Below are 24,313 nucleotides of genomic sequence, written 5' to 3'. Positions count from 1 at the left end.
TATGACCTCGGGTGTCTCAGATGTTGCGGAAGCGGTTGATGGCGTCGATGTGCTTGGCACGCATCTCCTCGTCGCGCACGCCGAGGCCCTCCTCGGGGGCGAGGCACAGCACGCCGACCTTGCCCTGGTGGAGGTTGCGGTGCACGTCGTACGCGGCCTGCCCGGTCTCCTCCAGGGAGTAGGTCTTCGACAGCGTCGGGTGGATCTTGCCCTTCGCGATGAGCCGGTTGGCCTCCCAGGCCTCGCGGTAGTTGGCGAAGTGCGAGCCGATGATCCGCTTCAGGGACATCCACAGGTAGCGGTTGTCGTACTCGTGCATGTAGCCCGAGGTCGAGGCGCAGGTGGTGATGGTGCCGCCCTTGCGGGTGACGAACACGGAGGCGCCGAAGGTCTCGCGGCCGGGGTGCTCGAAGACGATGTCGATGTCCTCGCCGCCGGTCAGTTCGCGGATGCGCTTGCCGAAGCGCTTCCACTCCTTCGGGTCCTGGGTGTTCTCGTCCTTCCAGAACTTGTAGCCCTCGGCGTTGCGGTCGATGATCGCCTCGGCGCCCATCGAGCGGCAGATCTCCGCCTTCTGCGGGCTGGAGACGACACAGATCGGGTTGGCGCCGCCGGCCAGCGCGAACTGGGTGGCGTACGAGCCGAGGCCGCCGCTCGCGCCCCAGATCAGGACGTTGTCGCCCTGCTTCATGGCGGCGCCGTTGCGGGAGACCAGCTGGCGGTAGGCGGTGGAGTTGACGAGGCCCGGGGCCGCGGCCTCCTCCCACGAGAGGTGACCCGGCTTGGGCATCAGCTGGTTGGACTTGACGAGCGCGATCTCGGCGAGGCCGCCGAAGTTGGTCTCGAAGCCCCAGATGCGCTGCTCGGGGTCGAGCATCGTGTCGTTGTGGCCGTCGGAGGACTCCAGCTCGACGGAGAGGCAGTGCGCGACGACCTCGTCGCCGGGCTTCCAGGAGTTCACGCCCGGGCCGGTGCGCAGCACGACGCCCGCGAGGTCGGAGCCGATGATGTGGTACGGCAGGTCGTGGCGCTTGGCCAGCTCGCTGGTGCGGCCGTAGCGCTCCAGGAACCCGAAGGTCGACAGGGGCTCGAAGATCGAGGTCCACACGGAGTTGTAGTTGACCGAGGAGGCCATGACAGCCACCAGGGCCTCGCCCGGGCCGAGCTCCGGCAGCGGAACCTCGTCCAGGTGGATCGACTTGCGCGGGTCCTTGTCGCGGGTCTCCAGGCCCGCGAACATCTCCGTCTCGTCCTTGTGCACGGTGATCGCGCGGTACGACTCGGGGAGCGGCAGGGCGGCGAAGTCGGCCGGCGTCGAGTCCGGCGACTGGATCGCGTCCAGGATGTCCTTGGTGGTCACGGTGTTGCCTCCGGCGATACGCGTCCTGAGGGAGGGACGCTGAGGGTTACGTCGGTGCCGTCGGTTCGGCGGTCATGCTGTGCGGCAGCGCTTTGTGGCGCGGGAGGTTGCCTGTGACGCAGGCGTCCGGGCGGGGCAAGTCGATGACTTGTTGGGACAGCCGGCGTACGCATGGTCTCTGCACGCCGGCCGCCCGGACTCCTTCAACGTATGACACCGCGTGTCACCTGGCAAGGCACTGAGTGCCAGCAATCGCTCTCAGGTGAAATCTTTACGTAACAAATGAGCGATGATCGATCGAATGCCGCTTGAAATCTGCTCGAAAAGGGGCTCTGGCATGCCAAAACGGCCACCCCGAAGGGTGGCCGTCATCACAGGGCGGAAGAGACCTCAGCGGTCCTTCAGCGCCTGCTCGATGGTCCGCATGACCTCGTCCAGCGGAGCGTCGGTGCGGGCGACGGTGACCAGGACCTCGCCCTGGGTGGACACCGCCGCGGGAGCCGTCGGCCGGGTCGGCGTGGTGGTGCTGCGCCCCGCCCCGATGCCCGTCCCGAACGTCTTGCGCACGATCGCGAAGGCGTGGTCCAGCTGGGCCTCCACGTCGCCCTGCCCACCGGCCCGCAGCCAGCGTCTGAGGACGTGGTTGTGGGCGGTGACCACGGCGGACGCGGCGACCTCCGCGAGCAGCGGGTCGTCGTTGGCGTCGTCGTCGTGCGCGTGCTCGTCGAAGTGGCCGAGGAGATAGCGGGTGAAGAGGCGCTCGTAACGCGCCACCGACGCGATCTCCGCCTCGCGCAGGGTGGGTACCTCGCGGGTGAGCTTGTAGCGGGCGACCGAGATCTCCGGCCGCGCCGCGTACATCCGCATGACTTCCTTGATGCCGCGGCACACCGTGTCGAGCGGGTGCTCGTGCGCGGGAGCCGCGTTGAGCACGGCCTCCGCACGGATCAACGTGTCGTCGTGGTCGGGGAAGATCGCCTCTTCCTTGGAGCGGAAGTGGCGGAAGAAGGTGCGGCGCGCGACCCCGGCAGCGGCCGCGATCTCGTCGACGGTGGTCGCCTCGTACCCCTTGGTCGCGAACAGCTCCATCGCCGCGGCCGCCAGTTCGCGGCGCATCTTGAGCCGCTGGGCGGCCGCGCGACTGCCTGCGGCACTTTCCGGCGCGTCGGGCGTGGCTGGTGTACGTGAGGACTTGGCGGGCTGGGACATGACCCGAACGTACTGCATGTGCGCAGCTTGTTGCGCATGTACGGGGGTTACCCCGCCCGGTGCGGGCGGGGGCCCTCCGCTGGGGCCGAGCAGTCCGCCCCAGTCCGTCTCGCCTCTGAACCAGTCGCCGGCGCCGTCAGCGGCGGGCATATTCGCGGAAGCCACGGCCCGTCTTGCGGCCGAGGCAGCCCGCGGCCACCAGGTGCTCCAGGAGCGGCGCGGGGGCCAGGCCCGGGTCGCGGAACTCGCGGTGCAGGACCTTCTCGATCGCCAGGGAGACGTCGAGCCCGACGACGTCAAGGAGCTCGAAGGGGCCCATCGGGTAGCCGCCGCCCAGCTTCATCGCCGCGTCGATGTCGTCAAGAGATGCATAGTGCTCCTGCACCATCTTGATCGCGTTGTTGAGGTACGGGAAAAGCAGCGCGTTCACGATGAAACCTGCACGGTCGCCACAGTCGACGGCGTGCTTCTTGATCCGTCCACACACCTCGCGGACCGTCGCGTGGACGTCCTCGGCCGTCAGCACCGTACGGACGACCTCGACCAGCTTCATCGCCGGCGCCGGGTTGAAGAAGTGCATGCCGATCACGTCCTGCGGGCGCGAGGTGGCGCGGGCGCAGGCGACCACGGGCAGCGAGGAGGTCGTGGTGGCCAGGACCGCGCCCGGCTTGCAGACCTTGTCCAGCGCCTGGAACAGCTGCTGCTTGATCTCCAGGTCCTCGGCGACGGCCTCCACGGCCAGGTCGACGTCGGCGAAGGACTCGTAGGAGCCGGCTGCGGTGATCCGGTCGAGGGTCTGCGCGGCGGCCTCGGCGGTCATCCGCCCCTTGTCGACGGAGCGTGAGAGCGACTTGCCGATACGGGCCTTTGCGGCCTGCGCCTTCTCCTCGCTGCGGGCGGCGAGGACGACCTCGTACCCGGCCTTGGCGAAGACCTCCGCGATGCCGGAGGCCATGGTGCCGGAGCCGGCGACGCCGACGGAGCGGACCTCGCGGCCCGGGGTGAGGGCGGCGCCGTCCAGCGGCGTCAGCGCGTCCCGCACGACGGTGGCGCTGCCGGGGGCCTCGTAGGTGTAGAAGCCGCGGCCCGACTTGCGGCCGGTCAGACCCGCCTCGCTGAGCTGCTTGAGGATCGGGGCGGGGGCGTGCAGCCGGTCGTGGGACTCGGCGTACATGGCCTCCAGGACCGTGCGGGCGGTGTCGACACCGATCAGGTCGAGCAGCGCGAGCGGACCCATCGGCAGACCGCAGCCGAGCCGCATCGCCGCGTCGATGTCCTCGCGGGAGGCGTACTTGGCCTCGTACATCGCGGCGGCCTGGTTGAGGTAGCCGAACAGCAGCCCGTCGGCGACGAACCCCGGCCGGTCGCCGACCGCCACGGGCTCCTTGCCGAGGTCGAGGGCGAGGTTGGTGACCGCGGTGACGGCGGTCGGCGCGGTGAGGACGGAAGAGACGACCTCGACGAGCTTCATCGCCGGCGCCGGGTTGAAGAAGTGCAGGCCGAGGACGCGCTCCGGACGGGCCGAGTCGGCGGCGAGACGGGTCACGGACAGGGCGTTCGTGCCGGTCGCCAGGATGGTCTCCGGGCGGACGATCCCGTCGAGCTCGCGGAAGATCTGGTGCTTGATCTCGTACGACTCCGGAGCCACCTCGATGACGAGGTCGGCGTCGGCCGCGGCCCGCAGATCGGTGGAGGTGCTCACGCGGGCGAGGACGTCCGCGCGCTCCTGCTCGGTCAGCCGGCCCTTCTCCACGGCGCGGGCGGTGGCCGCCTCCAGGGTGGCGACGGCCTTGGCGGCCGCGGCCTCGCTGATGTCGATGCCGACGACCTCGCGGCCGGCCTTGGCGAGGACCTCGGTGATACCGGTGCCCATGGTGCCGAGGCCGACGACGGCAATGGTCGTGAGCGAAGCGGAAGGGGTGTGGGACAGGGGAGTGGCCATCGCGGGACTCCAGGCATGAGGGTGACGACTGGGAGAGCGCCCGGGTGCGCCGAGGGAAGTCGGCCGAAGCCGGACCTGGCGCACCGGGTGCGGGAAAGAGATGCGGGTGTTGCCGGGCTGCAAGCGCACACGCCCGGTGCCTGCCGTCGCCGTGGGCGTGCACACGCCTGGAGCGAACGGTGGGTGAATTCGACCGGCCCTGTCCCGTGGCCGGGTCGTGCTGCGGTACCTGATGTACCGAACCGACTTGCTCTTACGGCAGCTGCGTCACCAGGCCGCCGTAAGCAGATGCGAGTGGGTAACTCGCTCGTCTGAGCTTAACCGGCGGGTAACGAGCGCGCCAGTCCCCGTGTTTGTGATGTACGTCCCGAGAGATCGGCGTCCCCTCTAATCTTCGGTGTCATGGACGAAGAGTTGCGATCACTCACGGAGCGTTTACGGGCGGAGTCGGGGGCGACGGCCGCATTCGACCGTCTCGTGGCCACCGAGGATCCCGACGAGCTGGCGCGGGTGCTCACCGAGCCCGGGCAGCCGCTGTGGGCCAGGGAGCTGGCCGCGTTCCGGCTGGGGCTCGCGGGTGACCGGCGTGCCTTCGAGTCCCTCGTCCTGTTTCTGAACCACCGCGATCCGCAGCGCTGCGCCTCCGCCGCCCACGCCCTCGCCCGCCTCGACGACCCGCGCACCGCCCGCGCGGCGGCCGCCCTCGCCACCAACGAACTCCGTGTCGCCTATGCCCTGCACCCCGTGCGGCTCCTCGCGGAGCTGCGCGCCCCCGAGTCCGTGCCCGCGCTGATCACCACCCTGGAGCGCAGGCTGCGCCCGCACGACCCGTACCGCCGGGTGGCGCTCGCCTGTGTGGAGGGGCTCGGCGCCCTGGAGGACGCCCGCGCCAGACCCGTACTCAACGAGGCGCTGGCCCATCCGGCCCTGGCGGAGGCGGCGGTGCGGGCACTGGCACGGATTCCGAGACAGAGATGAGGCCGCGTCAGCCGGCGAGCTCCCTGACGTACCGCACCTCCGGAACCTCGACCCCGTCCACTTCGAAGGGTTCCTCGGCGCCGTCCGGGCGGAAGCCCGACCGCTCGTAGAAGCGGCGGGCGCGCGCGTTCTCCTTGAGCACCCACAGGTACATGCGCGCGTGCCCGGCGGCAGTGCACCGCCGTACCGACTCCTCGGTCAGTGCCCGCCCGACGCCCACGCCGTACGACTCGGGGGCCACGTACAGCGCGTACAACTCGAGCTCCGTGGTGCGCACTTCACCGGCCCGGTACGGGCCGTGGCAGACCCAGCCGACGATCTCCCCGTCCTGCTCGGCGACCAGGTTCACCACCTCGGCGCTGCGCTCCAGGAAGTGGGTGCGGCGGCGCTCGGCGTCCTCCTGCACGCTCATCCTGTCGAGGTAGGACTGCGGGATGATCCCCCGGTAGGCCTTCTGCCAGCCGCCGACGCGGATCTCTGCCACGCGCTCGCAGTCCGTCAGGGCCATTTCGCGGACCAGGAGCGCACTCACCCGCCCACCACCGCGAAGGCTTCGATCTCCATCAGGAACTCGGGTCGGACCAGGGCGGCGACCTGTACCGCGGAGGCGGCGGGGAGGCGGTCGTCGGGTATGTGGGCGGCGCGGGCCGTGCGGATCGCGGGCAGGTGCGCCGTGTCCGTGACGAAGTAGGTGAGTTTGACGACGTCGTCGAAGGTCGCCCCGGCGGCGGCGAGGCAGCGGCGGAGGTTCTCGAACACCTGGCGGGCCTGGGCCTCGGCGTCGCCCTCGCCGACGAGCCTGCCGTCCTCGTCCAGCGCGAGCTGGCCGGCGATCGCGACGAAACGGCCCGTGCCCATGACGACGTGGCTGTACTGCGCGGCGGGGAAGACCCCGTCGGGGGCGGTGATCCTGGTCAGCTCACTCATGCGTCCATCGTGGACCATGGGTCTGACAACGCCCCCGACGGGACCTCACCTTCGGGTCGTGCTCAGCCACGGAAGCCGATCAGCTCGTGCAGCGTGGCGCCGCCGTCGGACGTGTCCGCCGCCTTGGTGCTCATCGGCGCCTTGGCGCTCAGCGGTTTGGGGTCGGGCGTCTTCGGGCACACCGCGTCGATCGGGCCGCCGCCGCGCGGCACCGTGCCGTCGGACAGGTATGCCGCCAGGTACTTGTCCAGGCAGGCGTTCCCGCTCAGCGTGATGCCGTGGTTCCCGCCGCCCTGCTCGACCACGAAGCTCGAGCCGGCCAGCAGACGGTGGACCGTCGCGCCGCCCTCGTACGGGGTCGCCGCGTCGTCGGTCGCCTGGAACAGCAGCACCGGCGGCAGCTTGTCGTTGGCGACGTGCAGCGGCTTCAGCGAGTCCGTCGGCCAGAACGCGCACGGCGCGTTGTACCAGGCGTTGCTCCAGGCCATGAACGGCGCCTTGTCGTAGACCGCCCAGTTGTCCTTGCGCCACTGGTTCCAGTCGCGCGGCCAGGAGGCGTCACGGCACTGCACCGAGGTGTAGACGCTGTAGCCGTTGTCCCCGGACGCGTCGACGGCGCCCAGACTCTGGTAAGCCTCGACCAGGGGGTCGGATTTCTTGTCGTTCACGTACGCCGCGAACGCCTCGGCCAGGGACGGCCAGTAGCCGTTGTAGTAGCCGCCCGGGATGAACGTGTCCTCCAGTTCGGAGGCCCCCACCTTGCCGCCGGCCGGCTTCTTGGCGACCGCCTTGCGCATCGCGTACCACTTGGCCTCGACCCGGGCCGGATCGGTGCCGAGTCTGTACGTCGAGTCGTACTTGGCGATCCAGGCCATCAGGGCCTTGTGGCGGGCGTCGAAGGCGTAGTCCTGCGCGAGGTTGTCGTCGTACCAGACGCCCGTCGGGTCGACGATCGAGTCCAGGACCAGGTGCTTCACACGCTGCGGGAAGAGCTTGGCGTACACCGCGCCGAGGTAGGTGCCGTACGAGTAGCCGAAGTAGCTGGTCTGGCGGGCGCCCAGGGCCGCGCGGATCGAGTCCATGTCCTGCACGGCCTGAACGGTGTTGATGTACGGCAGCAGGCTCGGGTACTTCGTTCCGCAGGCGGCGGCGAAGGACTTGGCGCGGTCGAGGTTGGTCTTCTCCAGGGCCGGGGTGCTCGGCACGGTGTCCGGGCGCACCGGGTTGAAGTGGCCCGGCTCGCAGTCGAGGGCGGGCTTGCTCTTGCCCACCCCGCGCGGGTCGAAGCCGATGACGTCGTACTGGGCCGCAACCGCCTTGGGCAGCGACTTCGCGACGAATCCGGCGAGCGTGAGGCCGCTGCCGCCGGGGCCGCCGGGGTTGACCAGCAGCGGGCCCTGGCTCTTCTGCGCGGTGTGCTTCACACGCGAGAGCGCAAGGGTGATCTGCTTCCCCTGTGGATCCCGGTGGTCGAGCGGCACGTCGAGCGATGCGCACTGGAGCGTCGGATAGTTCGTGGTGGCGCAGTTCTTCCAGGTGAGTTCCGCGGCAGGGGCGGTTCGCGGGGACTGCGCGGTGCTCGCGCCCGCAGGCAGAGCAGTGAAGCTCCCGGCCACGACGGCGGCGGCACCGCACAGCACCGCTGCGCGTTTTCTCATGCAGTCCTCCCAGGACGGAGGGTTTCGGACCGCGAGTCTCACGGTCCTCGCCGCATCGTCCCGGAAAGCCGCCCCCGAAGAACTCGTTCTGGCAAGACTTGACCCGATTGGGTCGCGGGATGCGCTCGTATGCTCTCAAATAAGCGTGAGTTGGGTCGGTTCGGACACCGTCGGCTCGGGTGCCTCGGGCGGCCGGATCCGCCGTGGCATCCCCGCGCGCGTGGGGCCGATCCCGTACTCCTGTGCCAGCTCGTGGACCTGACGGGTGATCCGGCGCTGGTACCACTTCGGGGCGTAGGCGCCGTCCGCGTACAGGCGCTCGTAGCGGCGCACCAGGTACGGGTGGTTTTGGCCCAGCCAGGCCATGAACCACTCGCGGGCGCCGGGGCGCAGATGCAGCACCAGCGGGGTGACGGAGGTGGCCCCGGCGGCCGCGATCGCCCGCACGGTGGCGCGCAGTTGGGCGGGCCGGTCGCTGAGGAACGGGATCACCGGGGCCATCAGCACACCGCACCCGATCCCGTGCTCGGCGAGGGTGCGTACCACGTCCAGGCGGCGCTCAGGGGCGGGCGTGCCCGGCTCCACCGTGCGCCACAGCTCGGTGTCGATGAAGCCCACCGACACCGAGATGCCGATGTCCGTCACCTGGGCCGACTGCACGAGCAGATCGAGGTCGCGCAGGATCAGCGTGCCCTTCGTCAGGATCGAGAAGGGGTTGGCGTGGTCGCGCAGGGCGGACAGGATGCCCGGCATCAGGCGGTAGCGGCCCTCGGCGCGCTGGTAGCAGTCGACGTTCGTGCCCATCGCGATGTGCTCGCCCTGCCAGCGGCGCGAGCCGAGCTGGCTGCGCAGCAGCTCCGGGGCGTTCACCTTGACCACGATCTGCGAGTCGAAGTCGAGCCCCGAGTCGAGGTCCAGATAGGTGTGCGTCTTGCGGGCGAAGCAGTACACGCACGCGTGCGAGCAGCCGCGGTACGGATTCACCGTCCACTCGAAGGGCATCCGCGAGACGCCCGGCACCCGGTTGATGATCGAGCGGGCCCGCACCTCGTGGAAGGTGATGCCACGGAATTCAGGCGTGTCGAAGGTGCGGCTCACGACCGCGTCCGCGCCGAACAGCGCGGCGTCCGCCGCCCGGCTGTGCCCGCCGGACTCCACTGTGAGGTTCTCCCACCGCATGACGCCTCCTCGGTAGCGCTGCCCCGAGTGAAACACGTGTTCGATTTCCCGTGCAAGGCCTGTTCCCGATCGCCCCGAGAGCCCCGGGGGTGTCCCCGGCCACCCCGATTTGGGCGGCCGTGGGCGGGGGTGGTTGGCTTGCCCCAACCCCGAGAGAAGCAAGTCCTGGAGGAAACCGATGGCGCAGGTCGAGGCCACTACCGAGCGGGTCGTCGCGGCAGACGCGGAGAAGGTGTTCGACGCCCTCGCCGACTACAGCGGCACGCGCGCGAAGCTGCTGCCCGAGCACTTCAGCGAGTACGAGGTGCGCGAGGGCGGCGACGGCGAGGGCACCCTCGTCCACTGGAAGCTCCAGGCCACCAGCAAGCGCGTGCGCGACTGCCTCCTGGAGGTCAGCGAGCCCACCGACGGCGAGCTCGTCGAGAAGGACCGCAACTCCTCCATGGTCACCACCTGGCGGGTCACCCCGGCAGGCGAGGGCAAGTCCCGCGTCGTCGTGACCACCGTCTGGAACGGCGCCGGCGGCATCGGCGGGTTCTTCGAGAAGACCTTCGCGCCCAAGGGCCTCGGCCGGATCTACGACGCCGTGCTCGCCAGGCTCGCCACCGAGGTCGAGAAGTAAGTCCCGGCCGCTCGGGGGCCGTTGACGCCCCTCACCCGGTCGAGTGGATCTCCCTGCGCCGCACCGGTCCGCCGTAACTCGTCGCGCCTGCCCGTAGTTGCCGCCTTGAGCGGGATTGTGTGGCAGCGCGGCGAGGGGAGCGGTACGTGAGCGGGACGACGGCGCAGGGCGAGTTGCGGGGCGAACCCGCCGTGGCGCCCCCGCAGGCCGCCGCCGCACCGGTCGGACCGGCCGGCCCGGTCGAGTCGAGCCCGCGCCGGGTGCGGTTGGTCTTCCTCGGGCTGATGCTGGCGCTGCTGCTCGCCGCCCTGGAGCAGATGATCGTCGCCACCGCGCTCCCGAAGATCGTCGGCGAGCTGCACGGCCTGGACAGGATGTCCTGGGCGATCACCGCCTACCTCCTCACGGCCACCGTGGGCCTCCCGGTCTACGGCAAGCTCGGCGACCTGCTCGGCCGCAAGGGCGTCTTCCAGTTCGCCATCGTCGTCTTCGTGATCGGCGCCGCGCTCGCGGGCCGGGCGCAGAGCATGGACCAGCTGATCGCCTTCCGCGCGGTCCAGGGCGTCGGCGCGGGCGGGCTCATGATCGGCGTGCAGGCGATCATCGCGGACATCGTGCCGCCACGTCGGCGCGGACGGTTCATGGGACTGATCGGCGCCGCGTTCGGCCTGGCGTCCGTGGCGGGTCCGTTGCTGGGCGGGTACTTCACGGACCACCTCTCCTGGCGCTGGTGCTTCTACTTCAACGTCCCCTTCGGCCTGGTCACCCTGGCCGTCGTCACCGTCGTACTGAAACTCCCCAAGCCGCAGGCCAGGGCGCGGCTGGACGTGCTGGGTGCTCTGCTGCTCGCCGCCGCGTCCACCTGCCTCGTCCTGCTCACCAGTTGGGGCGGCACCGAGTACGCCTGGGACTCGCGGACGATCCTCGGTCTCGGCGCGGGAGCGGCGGCCGCCACCGTCCTCTTCCTCGTCGTCGAGCACTTCGCCGTCGAACCCCTCATCCCACTGCGGCTGTTCAGGGACTCCGTCTTCAACGTCACCGGTCTGGTGGGCCTGGTGATCGGCGTCGCGCTCTTCGGCGCCGCCAGCTATCTGCCGACCTTTCTGCAGATGGTCGACGGGGCCTCCGCCACCGAGTCGGGCCTGCTGATGCTGCCCATGATGGGCGGCATCGTCGGCGCCTCGATCGTCTCCGGGCAGCTCATCAGCCACACCGGGCGCTACAAGATCTTTCCCGTCCTCGGCAGCGCCGTCTCCGCCGTCGGCATGTGGCTGCTCTCCCGCCTCCAGGTCGACACGCCCAGGCTGCACTACAGCCTCTGGATGGCCGTGCTCGGCGCCGGCATCGGCATGGTGATGCCGGTCCTGATCCTCGCCGTGCAGAACTCCGTGCGCCCTGCCGACCTCGGCACCGCCACCAGCGCCAACAACTACTTCCGGCAGATCGGCGGCAGCGTCGGCGCCGCGGTCTTCGGCACCCTCTTCGCCGACCGGCTCACCGACGCCCTCGAAAAACGGCTGCCCACGCGCGCGGGTGCACAGCTTCCCGACCCGCAGTCCATCACCCCGCAGCTCGTCCACGCACTGCCCGCGCCGCTGCGCGACGACTACATCCGCGCGTACGCCGACGCCATGCCCCGGATCTTCCTCTACCTGGTGCCGGTGCTCGCCCTGGGCCTGCTCATCGCGTTCTTCCTCAAGGAGAAACCCCTGGTGTCCTACAACACCTCCGAAACGGAACCGGCCACCGCGACCGGCCAGGTGCCGCATGCCCGATCGTCGTACGCCCCCGGAGTCCCCGTCTGCGGGACGGTGCAGCACCCCGACGGGACCGTCGTCCCCCGCGCCGCACTCACGCTCATCGACGCCACCGGCCAGCAGATCGGGCGGGGCGCCAGCGGTGAGGACGGGCGGTACGCGCTGTCCACGCCCGGCACGGGGTCGTACGTCCTGATCGCCGCCGCGGGCGGACACCAGCCGCAGGCCGTCTCCGTCACCGTCGGCGAGCGCCCCGTGGACCTGGACGTCGTCCTCGGCGGCGCCGGACGCCTCGCGGGCGGCGTGCTCACCGCCGACGGCAGCCCTGTGCGGGACGCCACGGTCACACTCACCGACGTGCGCGGCGAGGTCGTCGCCACCACCCGCAGCGGACGCGAGGGCGGCTACGTCATCACCGAGCTGGTGGCCGGCGAGTACACCCTCGCCGCGAGCGCACCCGGATTCCGCCCGGCCGCGCTCCCGGTCACCGTCCAGGCCGCCCGCGAGACCCGCCAGGACGTCGAACTCGCGGGCGGCGCCGTACTGCGCGGCACCGTGCGCACCAGCGGCGGGAGACCCGTCGAGGACGCTCGCGTGACACTGCTCGACGCTGCGGGCAATGTGGTGGACACGCTCACCACCGGCCTCGAAGGAACGTTCCGGTTCGTCGACCTGTCCTCCGGCGAGTACACCGTCATCGCGGCCGGTTACCCGCCGGTCGCCACCGTGCTCCGGGTTGCGGGAGGCGGCCGCACCGAGCGGGATCTGCAGCTGGGCCACGAGGACTGACGTGGTGTCATAACGCTCCGGCGCGCGCCCCCGCGCGCGAGGACCGCTCCGTTGCACCAATTCCCGTATTGCCGCACATCACCACCGGGCGGAGCCGTACGGTGGAGTAGGCGGCACAGATCTTGCGGAGCCGTGGGGAGAGAGGGCCTGGGCCATGGACAATGGCACCGACCGTGGCACCGAGAGGGACACGCCTCCCAGCCGCGGAGCTGGGAACGGCGCGGCGACGGAACCCGCCGCGGCCGGCCGCATCCCGCTGGCCGTGGTCGTGGTGGACCGTGACGGCCTCGTCTCCCACTGGAGCAGGGGCGCGGGCCGGCTCTTCGGAGTCCCCAAGGACGACGCGATAGGCCGCGCCGCGGTGGACCTCCTGCCCGTCTCCGGCGCACTGCCCGAGGACGAGGACATCAGCCCGTACGGGTCGTACGGTGCGTACGACGGACTCGGCCCCGACCTCGAGTCGTCGCTGGACGGCAGGCTCTCCTACCCGGCAGCGGGCCGCGCCCGGCTCACCGTCCCCGAACACGACGACATCCACGCGCGCGTGGATGTGCTGTGGTGGGCGTACCCCCTGGTGGGCCCGGGGAGCGAGCGGCTGCTCGTGCTCGCCGCCGACACGGCCGGACTCCGGCAGGACGAATCCGACGGCAGTGAAGGGGACCTGGCGTTCGAGCGGATCGCGCCCGGCTTCGCCCTGCACACGGACTTCCCCGGCGCCGAGGAGCTGGCCCGCCGGCTGCCCGAGATCCTGCCCAGCATGAGCGTCGACGAGAGCGCCCGTATCGTCGCGCAGGTCCTGGAACTGGGCTATCCCGTGCTGGAGTTCAGCCAGAACGACCGGGTGCCCGTCACCCCCGACTGGGGCGTCCCGCGGCGCATCGAGCGCAAGGCCCGGCGCGAGCGGGCCGCGCGGGCGGCGGCCCAGGGCCTGCCGGTACCGCACGAACTCGCCGACGACGCCGAGGACCTCGAGTACGCCGCCGTACGCGAACACCTGGAGTTCCTCAACGAGGTCAGCGGGAAGATCGGCACCTCGCTCGACCTGGCCACGACCATCATCGAGGTCAGCAAGGCCGTCGTCCCGCGCTTCACCGACGTCGCCGGCACCTATCTGCGCGAACAGGTCGTCGCCGGCGAGGGGTTCCCCGACGGTGTGCCGGACACGACCACGATGTGGCACCGTGTCGCGCTCGAGCACACCGACGAACCCGGCCGCTGGGACGACGTCGTACCGGTCGGCGAGGCCATGCCCTTCCCGGCGCACACGCCGTTCTTCCAGTGCATGACCAGTGGTGAGCCCGTCCTGGTGCCGCGCATCAGCGAGGAGATGGGCCACGCCATCGCCTCGCAGTTCGAGAAGCGGGACATCCGGCCGCTCATCACCAATCGCTCCATGCTGATCGTGCCCTTGAAGGCACGCAACGTGGTGCTCGGCTTCATGATCCTGCTGCGCCACCCCGAGCGCGTCGAGTTCAACGACATGGACCGGGTCACCGGCGCCGAACTCGCCGCCCGCGCGGGTCTCGTGCTCGACAACGCGCGCATGTACACGTACCAGGAGAGTGTCGCCGAGACCCTCCAGGACAGCATGCTGCCGCACATCCCGCCGCGCATGGCGGGCTGCGACATCGCCACCCGCTATCTGCCGGGCACGCTGCTGGGCCGGGTCGGCGGCGACTGGTTCGACTCCGTGAAGCTGCCCGGCGCCCGCACCGCGCTGGTCGTCGGGGACGTCATGGGCCACGGCCTCAACTCGGCCGCGATGATGGGCCAGTTGCGTACGGCCGTGCAGACCATGGCCGCCCTCGACCTGCCGCCCGCCCAGCTTCTGCGCAACCTCGACGACCTCGCCCAGCGCCTCGGCGACACCTACCTGGCGACCTGTCTGTACGCCGTCTACGACCCGATCGCGAGCGAACTGCACATCGCCAACGCGGGCCACATCCCGCCCGTGCTGGTCCGTGCGGAGGACGGCCGCAGCGAGCTGCTCGACCTGCCGACCGGCGCGCCCATCGGTGTCGGCGGAGTGCCCTTCGAAGCGGTACGCGTGCGCGTGGAGCCCGGCGACCGCATCGTGATGTGCACCGACGGACTGGTCGAGGTGCGCGGCGAGGACATCGGCGTGGGTCTCGCGACCCTGAGCGAGTCCGCCGCCCACCCCGCCGCCTCCATGGACGACGCCTGCGACTCCATCATCCGCGCCCTCAACACCCGAGGCGGCCGCAAGGACGACGTGGCCCTGCTGATGGCCCGTCTGAACGGGATCGAGCCGGACGACGTCGCCGAGTGGCGGCTCGCCCTCGACCCGATCGAGGTCGGCCGCGCGCGTGCCGTGGTCCGCGAACAGCTCCACGACTGGGGCTTGGCCAAACTCGTCCCCAACGCCGAGCTGTTGGTCAGCGAACTCGTCACCAACGCCGTACGGCACTCCCACAGCCGCCCCGTCGAACTGCGGCTCGTCCGCGGCGACACCCTGCTGTGCGAGGTGGACGACGACGACCACGACCTGCCGACCCTGCGCAGCGCCGGCCCGGAGGAGGAGTTCGGACGCGGACTGCGCGTGGTCAGCGCCCTCGCCCGCGAGTGGGGCACCAGCCGTACCAAGGCGGGCAAGACGGTCTGGTTCGAACTGACCCTGCCCCGGCGCTGACCGGACGACAGACACATGCTGACTGCGCATCAGGCGTGTGAGGGGGGCGCCCGGGGGCGTACGCCGCTCGAATGCGGAGTGAAGGAATGCGCCGTGCGCTTGTAGCCGTGACCAGGGCGCGATAGACCGTACTCGCCCGTCAGTTGAACGGGTCAGTACGTCGCACCCTGGGGAGTGGGTCATGAGCGTGACGAGTCGGTACCGGGAGGCCTGGGAGGGCTTCTGGCGTGCAGCCCCGGAGGAACAGGGGGCCGTGTTCTGGGACGCGGAGCCCACCCTGACCGTCGGCATACACCTGGGCCTCTTCGAACCGCACCTCGCCGATCGCAGCCTGGCGATGGTGGACCTCGGCTGCGGCAACGGCACCCAGACCCGCTTCCTCGCCGACCGCTTCAGCCGTGTGGTCGGCGTGGATCTGTCCGCCGCCGCCGTCGAGCACGCCCAGCACGCCGACCCCGCCGGACAGGCGACGTACCGCGTGCTGGACGCCGTCGAGAAGAGTGAGACGGAGACGCTGCACGCCGAGATCGGCGATGCCAACGTCTATATGCGCGGTGTCCTGCACCAGGCCGAACCGGACGACCGGCAGCCCATGGTGGACGGGATCGCCGCGTTGGTCGGGGAGCGCGGCCGGGTCTTCCTCGTCGAACTCTCCGAGGCCGCCAAGCCCGTCCTGCTGGGCCTGGCGCAGAGCCCCACCGGACCACCGGCCAAGCTCGCACCGATCTTCCAGCACGGCATCGCCCCCGGTGAAGTCGCCGACGACGCCGTGCCGGAGTATCTGCGCACGGCCGGCCTCACCGTCCTGGCGAGCGGCGAACTCCCGCTGACCACCACGGAGTTCGCCCCCGACGGCAACCGGATCGCGCTGCCGTCCAAGTGGCTGGTGGCGGGGCGCACGAGCTGAGGGCCGACACCATGAGGTGAGGGTGGGGTGCACGGGCGCGCTTCCGCGGACAGCGGCTCGTTTCGCAGAGCCCCACCCTCGCGGCGGCGGCCGGCGCGGGCACGGCGAGTGCCACCCCTGCCGCGGTCGGAGCCGCGTGGCCGACGCAGTTCCCGCTCCCCGAGGGCACCACGATCGGCGCCGAGCCGTACGTCTCCATGGGCTCGTACGCCGGCTCTGAAGGCCTCATCGAGCAGGCCGGCCAGGTCGAGGCGGCCGTCGGAGGCGAGCCAGTGGTCCAGGGCTGCATTCAGGCACCGGATCATCCAGGCGCCGGGGCCCGGTCGCGCGGCCCCCCATACCGGACGGCGCCATGCGCGAGCTCTGCTTCGGCCACGCCGACCCGCTCAGGCCACGGAGCGGCACCCGACGGCGCCGCTGGACCTGTTCCGCCGGCCCCACTGACCCCTGCTTCCTGGCCGGTTTCCTCCGCGGCGCGTAACGTGGCGCATCATGAAGATCCTGATCAGCGCCGACATGGAGGGCGCCACGGGGGTGACCTGGCCGGCCGACGTGCTGCCGGGGACACCGCAGTGGGAGCGGTGCCGCTCGATGTTCACCTCGGACGTCAATGCCGCCGTGCTGGGGTTCTTCGACGGCGGGGCGGACGAGGTCCTGGTCAACGAGGCCCACTGGACCATGCGCAACCTGCTGCTGGAACAGCTGGATGAGCGCACCGAGATGCTCACCGGGCGGCACAAGTCCCTCTCCATGGTCGAGGGCGTGCAGCACGGGGACGTGGACGGCATCGCCTTCGTGGGCTATCACGCCGGGGCCGGGATGGAGGGCGTCCTCGCCCACACCTACCTCGCCAACTCCATCACCGGGGTGTGGCTGAACGACGTACGCGCCAGTGAGGGCCTGCTCAACGCGCATGTCGTCGCCGAGTACGGGGTGCCCGTCATCCTGGTCACCGGCGACGACGTGGCCTGCGAGGACGCCCTCGGGTATGCGCCCGAGGCGCTGAAGGTCGCCGTCAAGGACCATGTGTCGCGGTACGCGGCCGTGTGCCGTACACCGGCCAGGACCGCGTCCGACATCCGGGCCGCCGCCAAGGAGGCGGCCCAGCTGGCGGTCCGTCACCAGCCCGTCCAGGCAGGACCGTTCACCGTCGCGCTCGAATTCGACGCCGAGCATCTCGCCATGGCCGCCACCGTCGTGCCGGGCGTCGACCGGATCGGGGAGCGGAAAGTGGCGTACACCAGCGAGACGATGTACGAGGGGATCCGTACCTTCAAGGCGGTCACCACGATCGTCTCGGCCGCCGTGGAGGAGCAGTATGGCTGACCAGCAGGCACTGGACGAGGTCGTGGAGTTCACCTCCGACCTCATCCGTATCGACACCACCAACCGCGGCGGCGGCGACTGCCGGGAGCGGCCCGCCGCCGAGTACGCCGCCGAGCAGCTGGCCGGGGCCGGACTCGAACCCACGATGCTGGAGCGCACCAAGGGGCGTACGAATGTCGTCGCGCGCCTGGAGGGGACCGACCCCTCCGCCGACGCGCTGCTCCTGCACGGTCATCTGGACGTCGTACCCGCCCGGGCCGACGACTGGAGCGTGCACCCCTTCTCCGGAGAGATCCGCGACGGGGTGGTGTGGGGGCGCGGCGCCGTCGACATGAAGAACATGGACGCCATGATCCTGGCCGTGCTGCGGAGCTGGGCGCGGCAGGGCGTGCGGCCCCGGCGTGACATCGTCGTCGCGTTCACCGCGGACGAGGAGGACAGCGCGCAGGACGGTTCCGGGTTCCTCGCCGATCAGCACCCCGGGCTGTTCGAGGGGTGCGCCGAGGGCGTCAGCGAGTCGGGGGCGTTCACCTTCCACGACGGCAGCGGGCGGCAGATCTACCCGATCGCGGCCGGTGAGCGCGGCACGGCCTGGCTGAAGCTCACCGCGCGCGGACGCGCCGGACACGGCTCCAAGGTGAACAAGGAGAACGCTGTCACCCGTCTCGCCGCAGCGATCACCCGCATCGGCGAGCACGAATGGCCGCTGCGGCCGACTCCCACCGTGTGGGCCGCGCTGGCCGAACTGGCGGCGCTCTACGGCCTCGACGTCGACCTGGACGACATCGACCGGCTGCTCGAAAAGCTCGGTCCGGCAGCGAAGCTCGTCGAGTCGACCGTCCGCAACAGCGCCAACCCGACCATGCTGGACGCCGGTTACAAGCTCAACGTGATCCCCGGGGAAGCGGTCGCGTATGTCGACGGGCGGTATCTGTACGGCGGCGAGGACGAGTTCCGCACGACCCTTGACCAGCTCACCGGACCCGACGTGGAGTGGGAGTTCCACCACCGTGAAGTGGCCCTCCAGGCGCCGGTGGACTCGCCCACGTACGCGAAGATGCGTGCCGCCGTCGAGGAGTTCGCGCCCGAGGGGCAAGTGGTGCCCTACTGCATGTCGGGCGGCACGGACGCCAAGCAGTTCTCGCGGCTCGGCATCACCGGGTACGGCTTCACGCCGCTGAAGCTCCCGGAGGGTTACGACTACCAGGCCATGTTCCACGGGGTCGACGAGCGGGTCCCGGTCGAGGCGCTGCACTTCGGTGTCCGCGTCCTCGACCGCTTCCTGCGGACGGCCTAGGCGAGTTGGGGGAGAACGTGCAGAGACTGCCGTACGGTTCCTGGCCCTCGCCCATCGACGCGGCGCTCGCCGCCGCGCACGACGGGCGACCCGAGTACGTGGGCTTCGTGGGCGAAGAGGCGTGGTGGACCGAGCCACGGCCCGCCGAGGGCGGCCGCCGCACCCTGGTGCGGCGCCGTGCCGACGGCCGGGAGGAGTCGCTGCTGCCCGCACCGTGGGACGTCCGCAGCCGCGTCATCGAGTACGGCGGACAGCCCTGGGCCGGTACGGTCGTGGCCGGACGGCCGCTCGTGGTGTTCGTGAACTTCGCCGACCAGCGGCTCTACCGGTACGAGCCCGGAAGCGACCCGCGGCCCCTCACACCCGTGTCGCCCGTGGGCGGCGGACTGCGCTGGGTGGAGCCGCAGTTGCAGACCGAGCGCGGTGAAGTGTGGTGCGTGCTGGAGGAGTTCACCGGCGACGGGCCCACAGATGTGCGCCGCGTCCTGGCCGCGGTGCCGCTGGACGGATCGGCGGCCCAGGACCGGGACGCCGTACGCGAACTCACCGACGACCGGCACCGGTTCGTCACCGGCCCTCGTGTCTCGCCCGACGGGCGCAGCGCGGTCTGGCTCGCCTGGGACCATCCGCGGATGCCGTGGGACGGCACGGAACTGGTCCTGGCCGGGGTCGCAGAGGACGGCACCCTGCGGGAGACACGCACGCTCGCCGGCGGACCGGACGAGTCGATCGCCCAGGCGGACTGGGCCCCCGACGGCTCCCTCCTCTACGCCAGCGACCGCACCGGCTGGTGGAACCTCTACCGCGACGGCGTCCCGCTCTGCCCGCGCGAGGAGGAGTTCGGCGGGCCGCTGTGGAAGCTCGGACAGCGCTGGTTCGCCCCGCTGGACAGCGGACTGATCGCCGTCGTGCACGGCCGCGGCGCCACCGCGCTCGGCATCCTCGACCCCGAGACCGGCGAGGTCGTCGACGCGGCCGGCCCCTGGACCGAGTTCGCGTCCACGCTCGCGGTGCTCGGCGAGCGGGTTGTCACCGTCGGAGCCAGCCCGCGCAGCGCGTACGAGGTGGTGGAGCTGGACACCCGGGCCGGCCGGGCCCGGGTGATCGGCGCCGAGCACCAGGACGCGGTCGACCCCGCCTACTACCCCGAACCGCAGATCCGCACCTTCACCGGCCCCGCCGGACGCGACATCCACGCGCACGTCTACCCCCCGCACAACCCGGGCTGCGTCTCGCCCGGCGACGAGCTGCCGCCGTACGTCGTCTGGGTGCACGGCGGTCCCACCAGCCGGGCGCCGCTCGTGCTCGACCTGGAGATCGCCTACTTCACCTCCCGGGGCATCGGCGTCGCCGAGGTCAACTACGGCGGCTCGACCGGGCACGGGCGTGAGTACCGCAACCGGCTGCGGGAGCAGTGGGGTGTGGTCGACGTCGAGGACTGCGCGGCCGTCGCGCTCGCCCTCGCGGACGAGGGCACCGCCGACCGCGAGCGGCTCGCGATCCGTGGTGGCAGCGCGGGCGGCTGGACCTCGGCCGCCTCCCTCGCCGCCACTGACGTCTACGCCTGCGGCACGATCCTCTACCCCATCCTCGACCTGGCCGCCTGGGGCTCGGGGGAGACCCACGACTTCGAGTCGCAGTACCTGGAAACCCTGGTGGGACCGCTCGCCGAGGTGCCCGGCCGGTACGCCGAGCGCTCGCCCGCCGAGCACGCGGACCGCATCACCGAGCCCTTCCTGCTGCTGCAGGGCCTGGACGACGTGATCTGCCCGCCCGCCCAGTGCGAACGGTTCCTGGCGCGGATGGAGGGCAGACGGGTGCCGCACGCGTACCTCGCCTTCGAGGGGGAGGGGCACGGTTTCCGGCGGGCGGAGACCATGATCCGTGTCCTGGAGTCCGAACTCTCCCTCTACGCCCAGGTCTTCGGGCTGAACCCGCGCGGTGTCCCCACATTGGAGCTGACCAAGTGAGAGAACTCCTGCGCCCGTCCCGGCTCGCCCCCGGCGCCCGCGTGGCCGTCGTCGCGCCCAGCGGTCCGGTGCCGGAGGAGCGCGTGCAGGCCGGTCTCGACGTGCTGCGGGGATGGGACCTCGACCCGGTGGTGGCACCCCATGTGCTGGACCGGCACGGTCAGTTCGACTACCTGGCGGGCACGGACGCCGACCGGGCCGCCGATCTGCAGGCCGCCTGGTGCGACCCGTCGGTGGACGCGGTGCTGTGTGCGCGGGGCGGGTACGGGGCGCAGCGGATGGTCGACCTGCTCGACTGGGAGGCGATGCGGGCCGCTGGACCCAAGGTGTTCGTGGGCTTCAGCGACATCACGGTCCTGCACCAGGCCTTTGCCAACCGGCTGGGCCTGGTCACCCTGCACGGACCGGCGGCCGCCGGGATCGACTTCATCAAGCACGCCCGGGCGCAGGAACACCTCAAAGCCACCCTGTTCGCTCCGGAGCGGGTCCGCACCCTCGTCTCCGCCGGGACCGCTCTGGTCGCGGGGCGGGCCCGGGGCGTCACGCTGGGCGGATGCCTGAGCATGCTCACCTCCGACCTCGGGACGCCGCACGCCCACGAGGGTGCCCGCGGTGGGCTGCTGCTGGTCGAGGACGTCGGCGAACGGGCGTACCGCATCGACCGGATGCTGACCCAACTGCTGCGCAGTGGATGGCTCGACGGCGCCACCGGGATCGCGCTCGGCTCGTGGGCGAAGTGCGGCCCCTACGAGGAAGTGCGCGCCGTCCTCGTGGACCGGCTCGGGGACCTCGGCGTGCCCGTCGTCGAGGAGTTCGGATTCGGGCACTGCGAGGGCGCGTGCACCATCCCCTTCGGCGTGACGGCCGAACTCGACGCCGACGCGGGCACCTTGACGCTCGACGAGCCCGCCCTTCGCTGAACCGAACGGGCGAGCGTCTTCACTGAATATCCGTCAAGAACACTCGTCTGGGCGATTGACCTCGTATGACGCGTGTCACACCATGACAAGCGGTGGTTACTTACTGGTCGGTAAGCAGGCTGTCCTGAGTGTGGAGGTCTCAGTGTCCCGACGCGTGTTCAGATCCCGGGCTCCGCTCGCTCTCGCCCTGGGCGCGGCGCTCGCCGCGCCCCAGGCACTCACGGCTCCCGTGGCTGCCGCAGGCCAATACAGCGTCACGGCACTGAAGTTCACCGTCCAGGCCGGTGGCCGCCGCTGCGCGGTCGACGCCGACCTCTACCGCCCGGCGGGCGTCGACAGCTCCCACCGGGCCCCGGCCGTGGTCGCCACGAACGGCTTCGGCGGCAGCAAGTCCGACGGCACCACCGACGCCGTCGGCAAGGCCCTCGCCTCGCGCGGCTATGTGTCCCTGATCTACTCCGGGCTCGGCTTCGGCCGCTCCGGCTGTCTCATCTCGCTCGACGACCCCGGCATCGACGGCACCGCCGCCTCCCGGCTGATCGACTTCCTCGGCGGCAGGCACGCCGCCGACGACGGCACCAGGGCCGACTTCGTCACCCTCGACGGGGCGGGCGACCCGCGGGTCGGCATGATCGGCGGCTCGTACGGCGGGGCCATCCAGCTGGCGACGGCCGCCGTCGACCACCGCGTGGACGCGCTGATCCCCCTGATCACCTGGAACGACCTCGCGTACGCGCTGGACCCGAACAACGCCGGCGGCACCGTCCCCGGCGCCTTCAAATGGCAGTGGACCAACGGCTTCTACCTCCTCGGCGAGGGCCAGACGCTGACGCAGCCGAACCTCGACCCGTCCCGGATCAACTCCCTCACCTGTCTGCACTTCGTCACCCGGGCCTGCGCCACCATCCGCACGCTGAACTCCGGCAGCTACCGCCCGGGCCCCACCGCCGCGATGCTCGCCTACGCCCGCAGCGTCTCCCCGGCGTCGTACCTGGACCGGGTCCAGGCGCCCACCCTGCTGATCCAGGGGCAGGCCGACAGCCTCTTCAACCTCAACGAGGCGACGGCGACGTACAAGACGCTCAAGGCCCAGGGCACACCCGCCGCGATGATCTGGCAGTCCTGGGGGCACAGCGGCGGCATGGTGGGCGGTGAACTCAATCTCACCCAGGGCAACTTGGACACCAGCTATGTCGGCAGGCGGATCATGTCCTGGTTCGACCACTACCTCCGGGGGCAGCGCACCGACACCGGACCCGCCTTCGCCTACCACCGCGACTGGATCACCGATCCCGCCGACGCATACGCCACCGCCGACCACCTGCCCGCCCTCAGCCGGAAGCTCTATCTCTCCGGGGACGGCAAACTCGTCGACAACAGCAAGAAGGTGGCCCTCGGCAGCCGTACGTACGCCAACCGGCTGACCCCCACGAGCCATTCGGAGACCTCGCTGGCCGCGCTCGGCGGGCTGCCTGACCCCGCGCCGTTCGACACCGAGGGCACCTACCTCGCCTGGACCGGCGAACCGCTCGCCCGTCCCACCGATGTGGTCGGCGCGCCGCGAGCCACGCTCAGGGTCGACTCCCCGCAGGCCGAGAAGTCCCAGAACTCCGGCAATGCCGCCGACCGGCTCGTCCTGTTCGCCAAGCTGTACGACATCGCGCCCGACGGCACCAAGACGCTGGTGCACCGGCTGGTCGCACCGGTGCGGGTACCGGACGTGACCAAGAGCTTCACCGTGAGCCTGCCGGGCATCGTGCACCGGTACCAGAAGGGGCACCGGCTGCAGTTCGTGATCGCGGCCAGTGACGACGCCTACTTCGGCAACCGCGGGATCAAGGCGGTGACCGTGGCGAGCGCGCCGGGGAACACCGGGGTGCTGGAGCTGCCCGTGCTCGGCGGGTGAGGCGCCCCACAGGCCCTCCTCACCATGCGTAAGGGGTTCCTCGGGCGCATCCTGGTGGTATGAGCCCGAAGACCTCCGAGCCGGGTGCCAGGCACGGCGGCGAACGGGGCCGGGTGGTGACGCCCGGCCGGGTGACCGTCCTGCTGCTCGCCGTCTTCGCCCTGATCTTCATCTTCCAGAACACCCGCCACACCAGGATCCGCCTCCTGATCCCCGAGGTCACGATGCCCCTGTCGACGGCCCTGCTCGTCGCGGCGGCGATCGGCTCGTTCTTCGGGGCGTATTTCATGAGGCGGAAGCCGTAGACCGCCGTAGGGTGGCGAGATGCCGCACACCGCATCCCGTTATCTCGCCGAAGGCCCCCGCGTGGGGATACGTCACTTCACCTATGAGGACGGTGCCGAGTTCACGGCCCGGGCCCGCGAGAGCAAGGACCTGCACCACCCCTGGCTGTTCCCGCCGGACACCGCGAGCGCCTACACCGCGTACGCGGGCCGGCTGATCGAGGACCCGACCAAGGCCGGGTTCCTCGTCTGCGAGAAGGACGGTGCGCAGGGGGCCGGGGCCATCGCCGGGTACATCAACATCAACAACATCGTCGAGGGCGGCTTCCAGTGCGGCGCGCTCGGCTACGGCGCCTTTGCGCACGCCGCCGGGCGCGGGCTGATGCGGGAGGGTCTCGACCTGGTGGTGGGGTACGCGTTCGGGCCGATGCGGCTGCACCGGCTGGAGATCAACGCGCAGCCGCAGAACGCGGCGTCCATCGCGCTGGCGCGTGCGTGTGGCTTTCGGCTCGAAGGGTTCTCGCCGAAGATGATCTTTATTGACGGGGACTGGCGGGATCATGAGCGGTGGGCGATCACTGCCGAGATGCGGGGCGCTTCGCTTGGGTAGTGCCGCGATGGGTTATCTGTTG

19 protein-coding genes are annotated in these 24,313 nt (G+C 70.8%); 12 read left to right on the top strand and 7 right to left on the bottom strand.

What is annotated here, in order from left to right:
- Positions 1 to 16 precede the first annotated feature (16 nt).
- The 3 genes from ccrA to ACFY1E_RS19570 all read right to left on the bottom strand — a co-directional run bounded on the left by ccrA (position 17) and on the right by ACFY1E_RS19570 (position 4,511).
- On the bottom strand, positions 17 to 1,360 hold the full coding sequence (gene ccrA, locus ACFY1E_RS19580; RefSeq protein WP_389077428.1) for a crotonyl-CoA carboxylase/reductase: 1,344 nt from the start codon (positions 1,358 to 1,360) through the stop codon (positions 17 to 19).
- Positions 1,361 to 1,750: 390 nt separating this feature from the next.
- A complete protein-coding gene (locus ACFY1E_RS19575; protein WP_389077426.1) occupies positions 1,751 to 2,569 on the bottom strand; it encodes a TetR family transcriptional regulator in 819 nt (272 codons plus the stop codon).
- Positions 2,570 to 2,705: 136 nt separating this feature from the next.
- On the bottom strand, positions 2,706 to 4,511 hold the full coding sequence (locus ACFY1E_RS19570; protein WP_389077423.1) for a 3-hydroxyacyl-CoA dehydrogenase family protein: 1,806 nt from the start codon (positions 4,509 to 4,511) through the stop codon (positions 2,706 to 2,708).
- Between the two features lie 402 nt (positions 4,512 to 4,913).
- On the opposite strand from ACFY1E_RS19570, the gene ACFY1E_RS19565 reads away from it, so the two are divergent.
- Complete coding sequence (locus ACFY1E_RS19565; protein ID WP_389077421.1) at positions 4,914 to 5,489, top strand: adenylosuccinate lyase; 576 nt, start codon at positions 4,914 to 4,916, stop codon at positions 5,487 to 5,489.
- A 7-nt stretch (positions 5,490 to 5,496) separates the two neighbouring features.
- Here the strand turns inward: ACFY1E_RS19565 and ACFY1E_RS19560 are convergent, their stop codons facing one another.
- The 4 genes from ACFY1E_RS19560 to ACFY1E_RS19545 form a co-directional block, all read right to left on the bottom strand.
- Entirely contained in the window at positions 5,497 to 5,997 is a 501-nt protein-coding gene (locus ACFY1E_RS19560; protein WP_389077816.1) for a GNAT family N-acetyltransferase, read from the bottom strand.
- A gap of 20 nt (positions 5,998 to 6,017) precedes the next feature.
- Positions 6,018 to 6,416 (bottom strand): RidA family protein, encoded by a 399-nt coding sequence (locus ACFY1E_RS19555; RefSeq protein WP_389077419.1) that lies wholly within the window; start codon positions 6,414 to 6,416, stop codon positions 6,018 to 6,020.
- 62 nt (positions 6,417 to 6,478) lie between these two features.
- Positions 6,479 to 8,074 carry an alpha/beta hydrolase gene (locus tag ACFY1E_RS19550; RefSeq protein ID WP_389077417.1) on the bottom strand — a complete coding sequence of 532 codons (1,596 nt, stop codon included), beginning with the start codon at positions 8,072 to 8,074 and terminating at the stop codon, positions 6,479 to 6,481.
- A gap of 135 nt (positions 8,075 to 8,209) precedes the next feature.
- The gene (locus ACFY1E_RS19545; protein WP_389077415.1) at positions 8,210 to 9,253 is read right to left on the bottom strand and encodes an Rv2578c family radical SAM protein; all 1,044 of its coding nucleotides are present in this window, start codon (positions 9,251 to 9,253) and stop codon (positions 8,210 to 8,212) included.
- 178 nt (positions 9,254 to 9,431) lie between these two features.
- Between ACFY1E_RS19545 and ACFY1E_RS19540 the strand changes: the two genes are divergently transcribed.
- The 11 genes from ACFY1E_RS19540 (at position 9,432) to ACFY1E_RS19490 (ending at position 24,291) form a co-directional block, all read left to right on the top strand.
- Positions 9,432 to 9,875 carry an SRPBCC family protein gene (locus tag ACFY1E_RS19540; protein ID WP_389077412.1) on the top strand — a complete coding sequence of 148 codons (444 nt, stop codon included), beginning with the start codon at positions 9,432 to 9,434 and terminating at the stop codon, positions 9,873 to 9,875.
- Positions 9,876 to 10,021: 146 nt separating this feature from the next.
- Positions 10,022 to 12,421, top strand: coding sequence for an MFS transporter (locus ACFY1E_RS19535; protein ID WP_389077410.1), 2,400 nt, complete (start codon positions 10,022 to 10,024; stop codon positions 12,419 to 12,421).
- Between the two features lie 154 nt (positions 12,422 to 12,575).
- On the top strand, positions 12,576 to 15,071 hold the full coding sequence (locus ACFY1E_RS19530) for a SpoIIE family protein phosphatase (RefSeq protein WP_389077407.1): 2,496 nt from the start codon (positions 12,576 to 12,578) through the stop codon (positions 15,069 to 15,071).
- Between the two features lie 181 nt (positions 15,072 to 15,252).
- The gene (locus ACFY1E_RS19525; protein ID WP_389077405.1) at positions 15,253 to 15,978 is read left to right on the top strand and encodes a class I SAM-dependent methyltransferase; all 726 of its coding nucleotides are present in this window, start codon (positions 15,253 to 15,255) and stop codon (positions 15,976 to 15,978) included.
- 492 nt (positions 15,979 to 16,470) lie between these two features.
- Entirely contained in the window at positions 16,471 to 17,304 is an 834-nt protein-coding gene (locus tag ACFY1E_RS19520; protein ID WP_389077402.1) for a M55 family metallopeptidase, read from the top strand.
- Positions 17,297 to 18,601 carry a M20/M25/M40 family metallo-hydrolase gene (locus ACFY1E_RS19515; protein WP_389077400.1) on the top strand — a complete coding sequence of 435 codons (1,305 nt, stop codon included), beginning with the start codon at positions 17,297 to 17,299 and terminating at the stop codon, positions 18,599 to 18,601. Before ACFY1E_RS19520 ends, ACFY1E_RS19515 begins: the two co-directional genes overlap by 8 nt.
- Positions 18,602 to 18,618: 17 nt before the next feature.
- Positions 18,619 to 20,571 carry a prolyl oligopeptidase family serine peptidase gene (locus ACFY1E_RS19510; protein ID WP_389077397.1) on the top strand — a complete coding sequence of 651 codons (1,953 nt, stop codon included), beginning with the start codon at positions 18,619 to 18,621 and terminating at the stop codon, positions 20,569 to 20,571.
- The gene (locus tag ACFY1E_RS19505) at positions 20,568 to 21,491 is read left to right on the top strand and encodes an LD-carboxypeptidase (protein WP_389077395.1); all 924 of its coding nucleotides are present in this window, start codon (positions 20,568 to 20,570) and stop codon (positions 21,489 to 21,491) included. The genes ACFY1E_RS19510 and ACFY1E_RS19505 overlap by 4 nt, the downstream gene beginning before the upstream one ends.
- Before the next feature lie 142 nt (positions 21,492 to 21,633).
- Entirely contained in the window at positions 21,634 to 23,397 is a 1,764-nt protein-coding gene (locus ACFY1E_RS19500) for a CocE/NonD family hydrolase (RefSeq protein WP_389077394.1), read from the top strand.
- A gap of 59 nt (positions 23,398 to 23,456) precedes the next feature.
- Positions 23,457 to 23,702 carry a DUF1049 domain-containing protein gene (locus tag ACFY1E_RS19495; protein ID WP_389077391.1) on the top strand — a complete coding sequence of 82 codons (246 nt, stop codon included), beginning with the start codon at positions 23,457 to 23,459 and terminating at the stop codon, positions 23,700 to 23,702.
- Between the two features lie 19 nt (positions 23,703 to 23,721).
- Positions 23,722 to 24,291: a GNAT family N-acetyltransferase gene (locus ACFY1E_RS19490; protein ID WP_389077389.1), complete on the top strand. Its 570-nt coding sequence runs from the start codon at positions 23,722 to 23,724 to the stop codon at positions 24,289 to 24,291.
- Positions 24,292 to 24,313 lie beyond the last annotated feature (22 nt).

This window comes from Streptomyces sp. NPDC001604, from assembly GCF_042893475.1.
Lineage (GTDB): Bacteria > Actinomycetota > Actinomycetes > Streptomycetales > Streptomycetaceae > Streptomyces.
The sequence above is the reverse complement of the archived record's forward strand: the minus strand, read 5'-3'. Positions and strand labels throughout refer to the sequence as shown.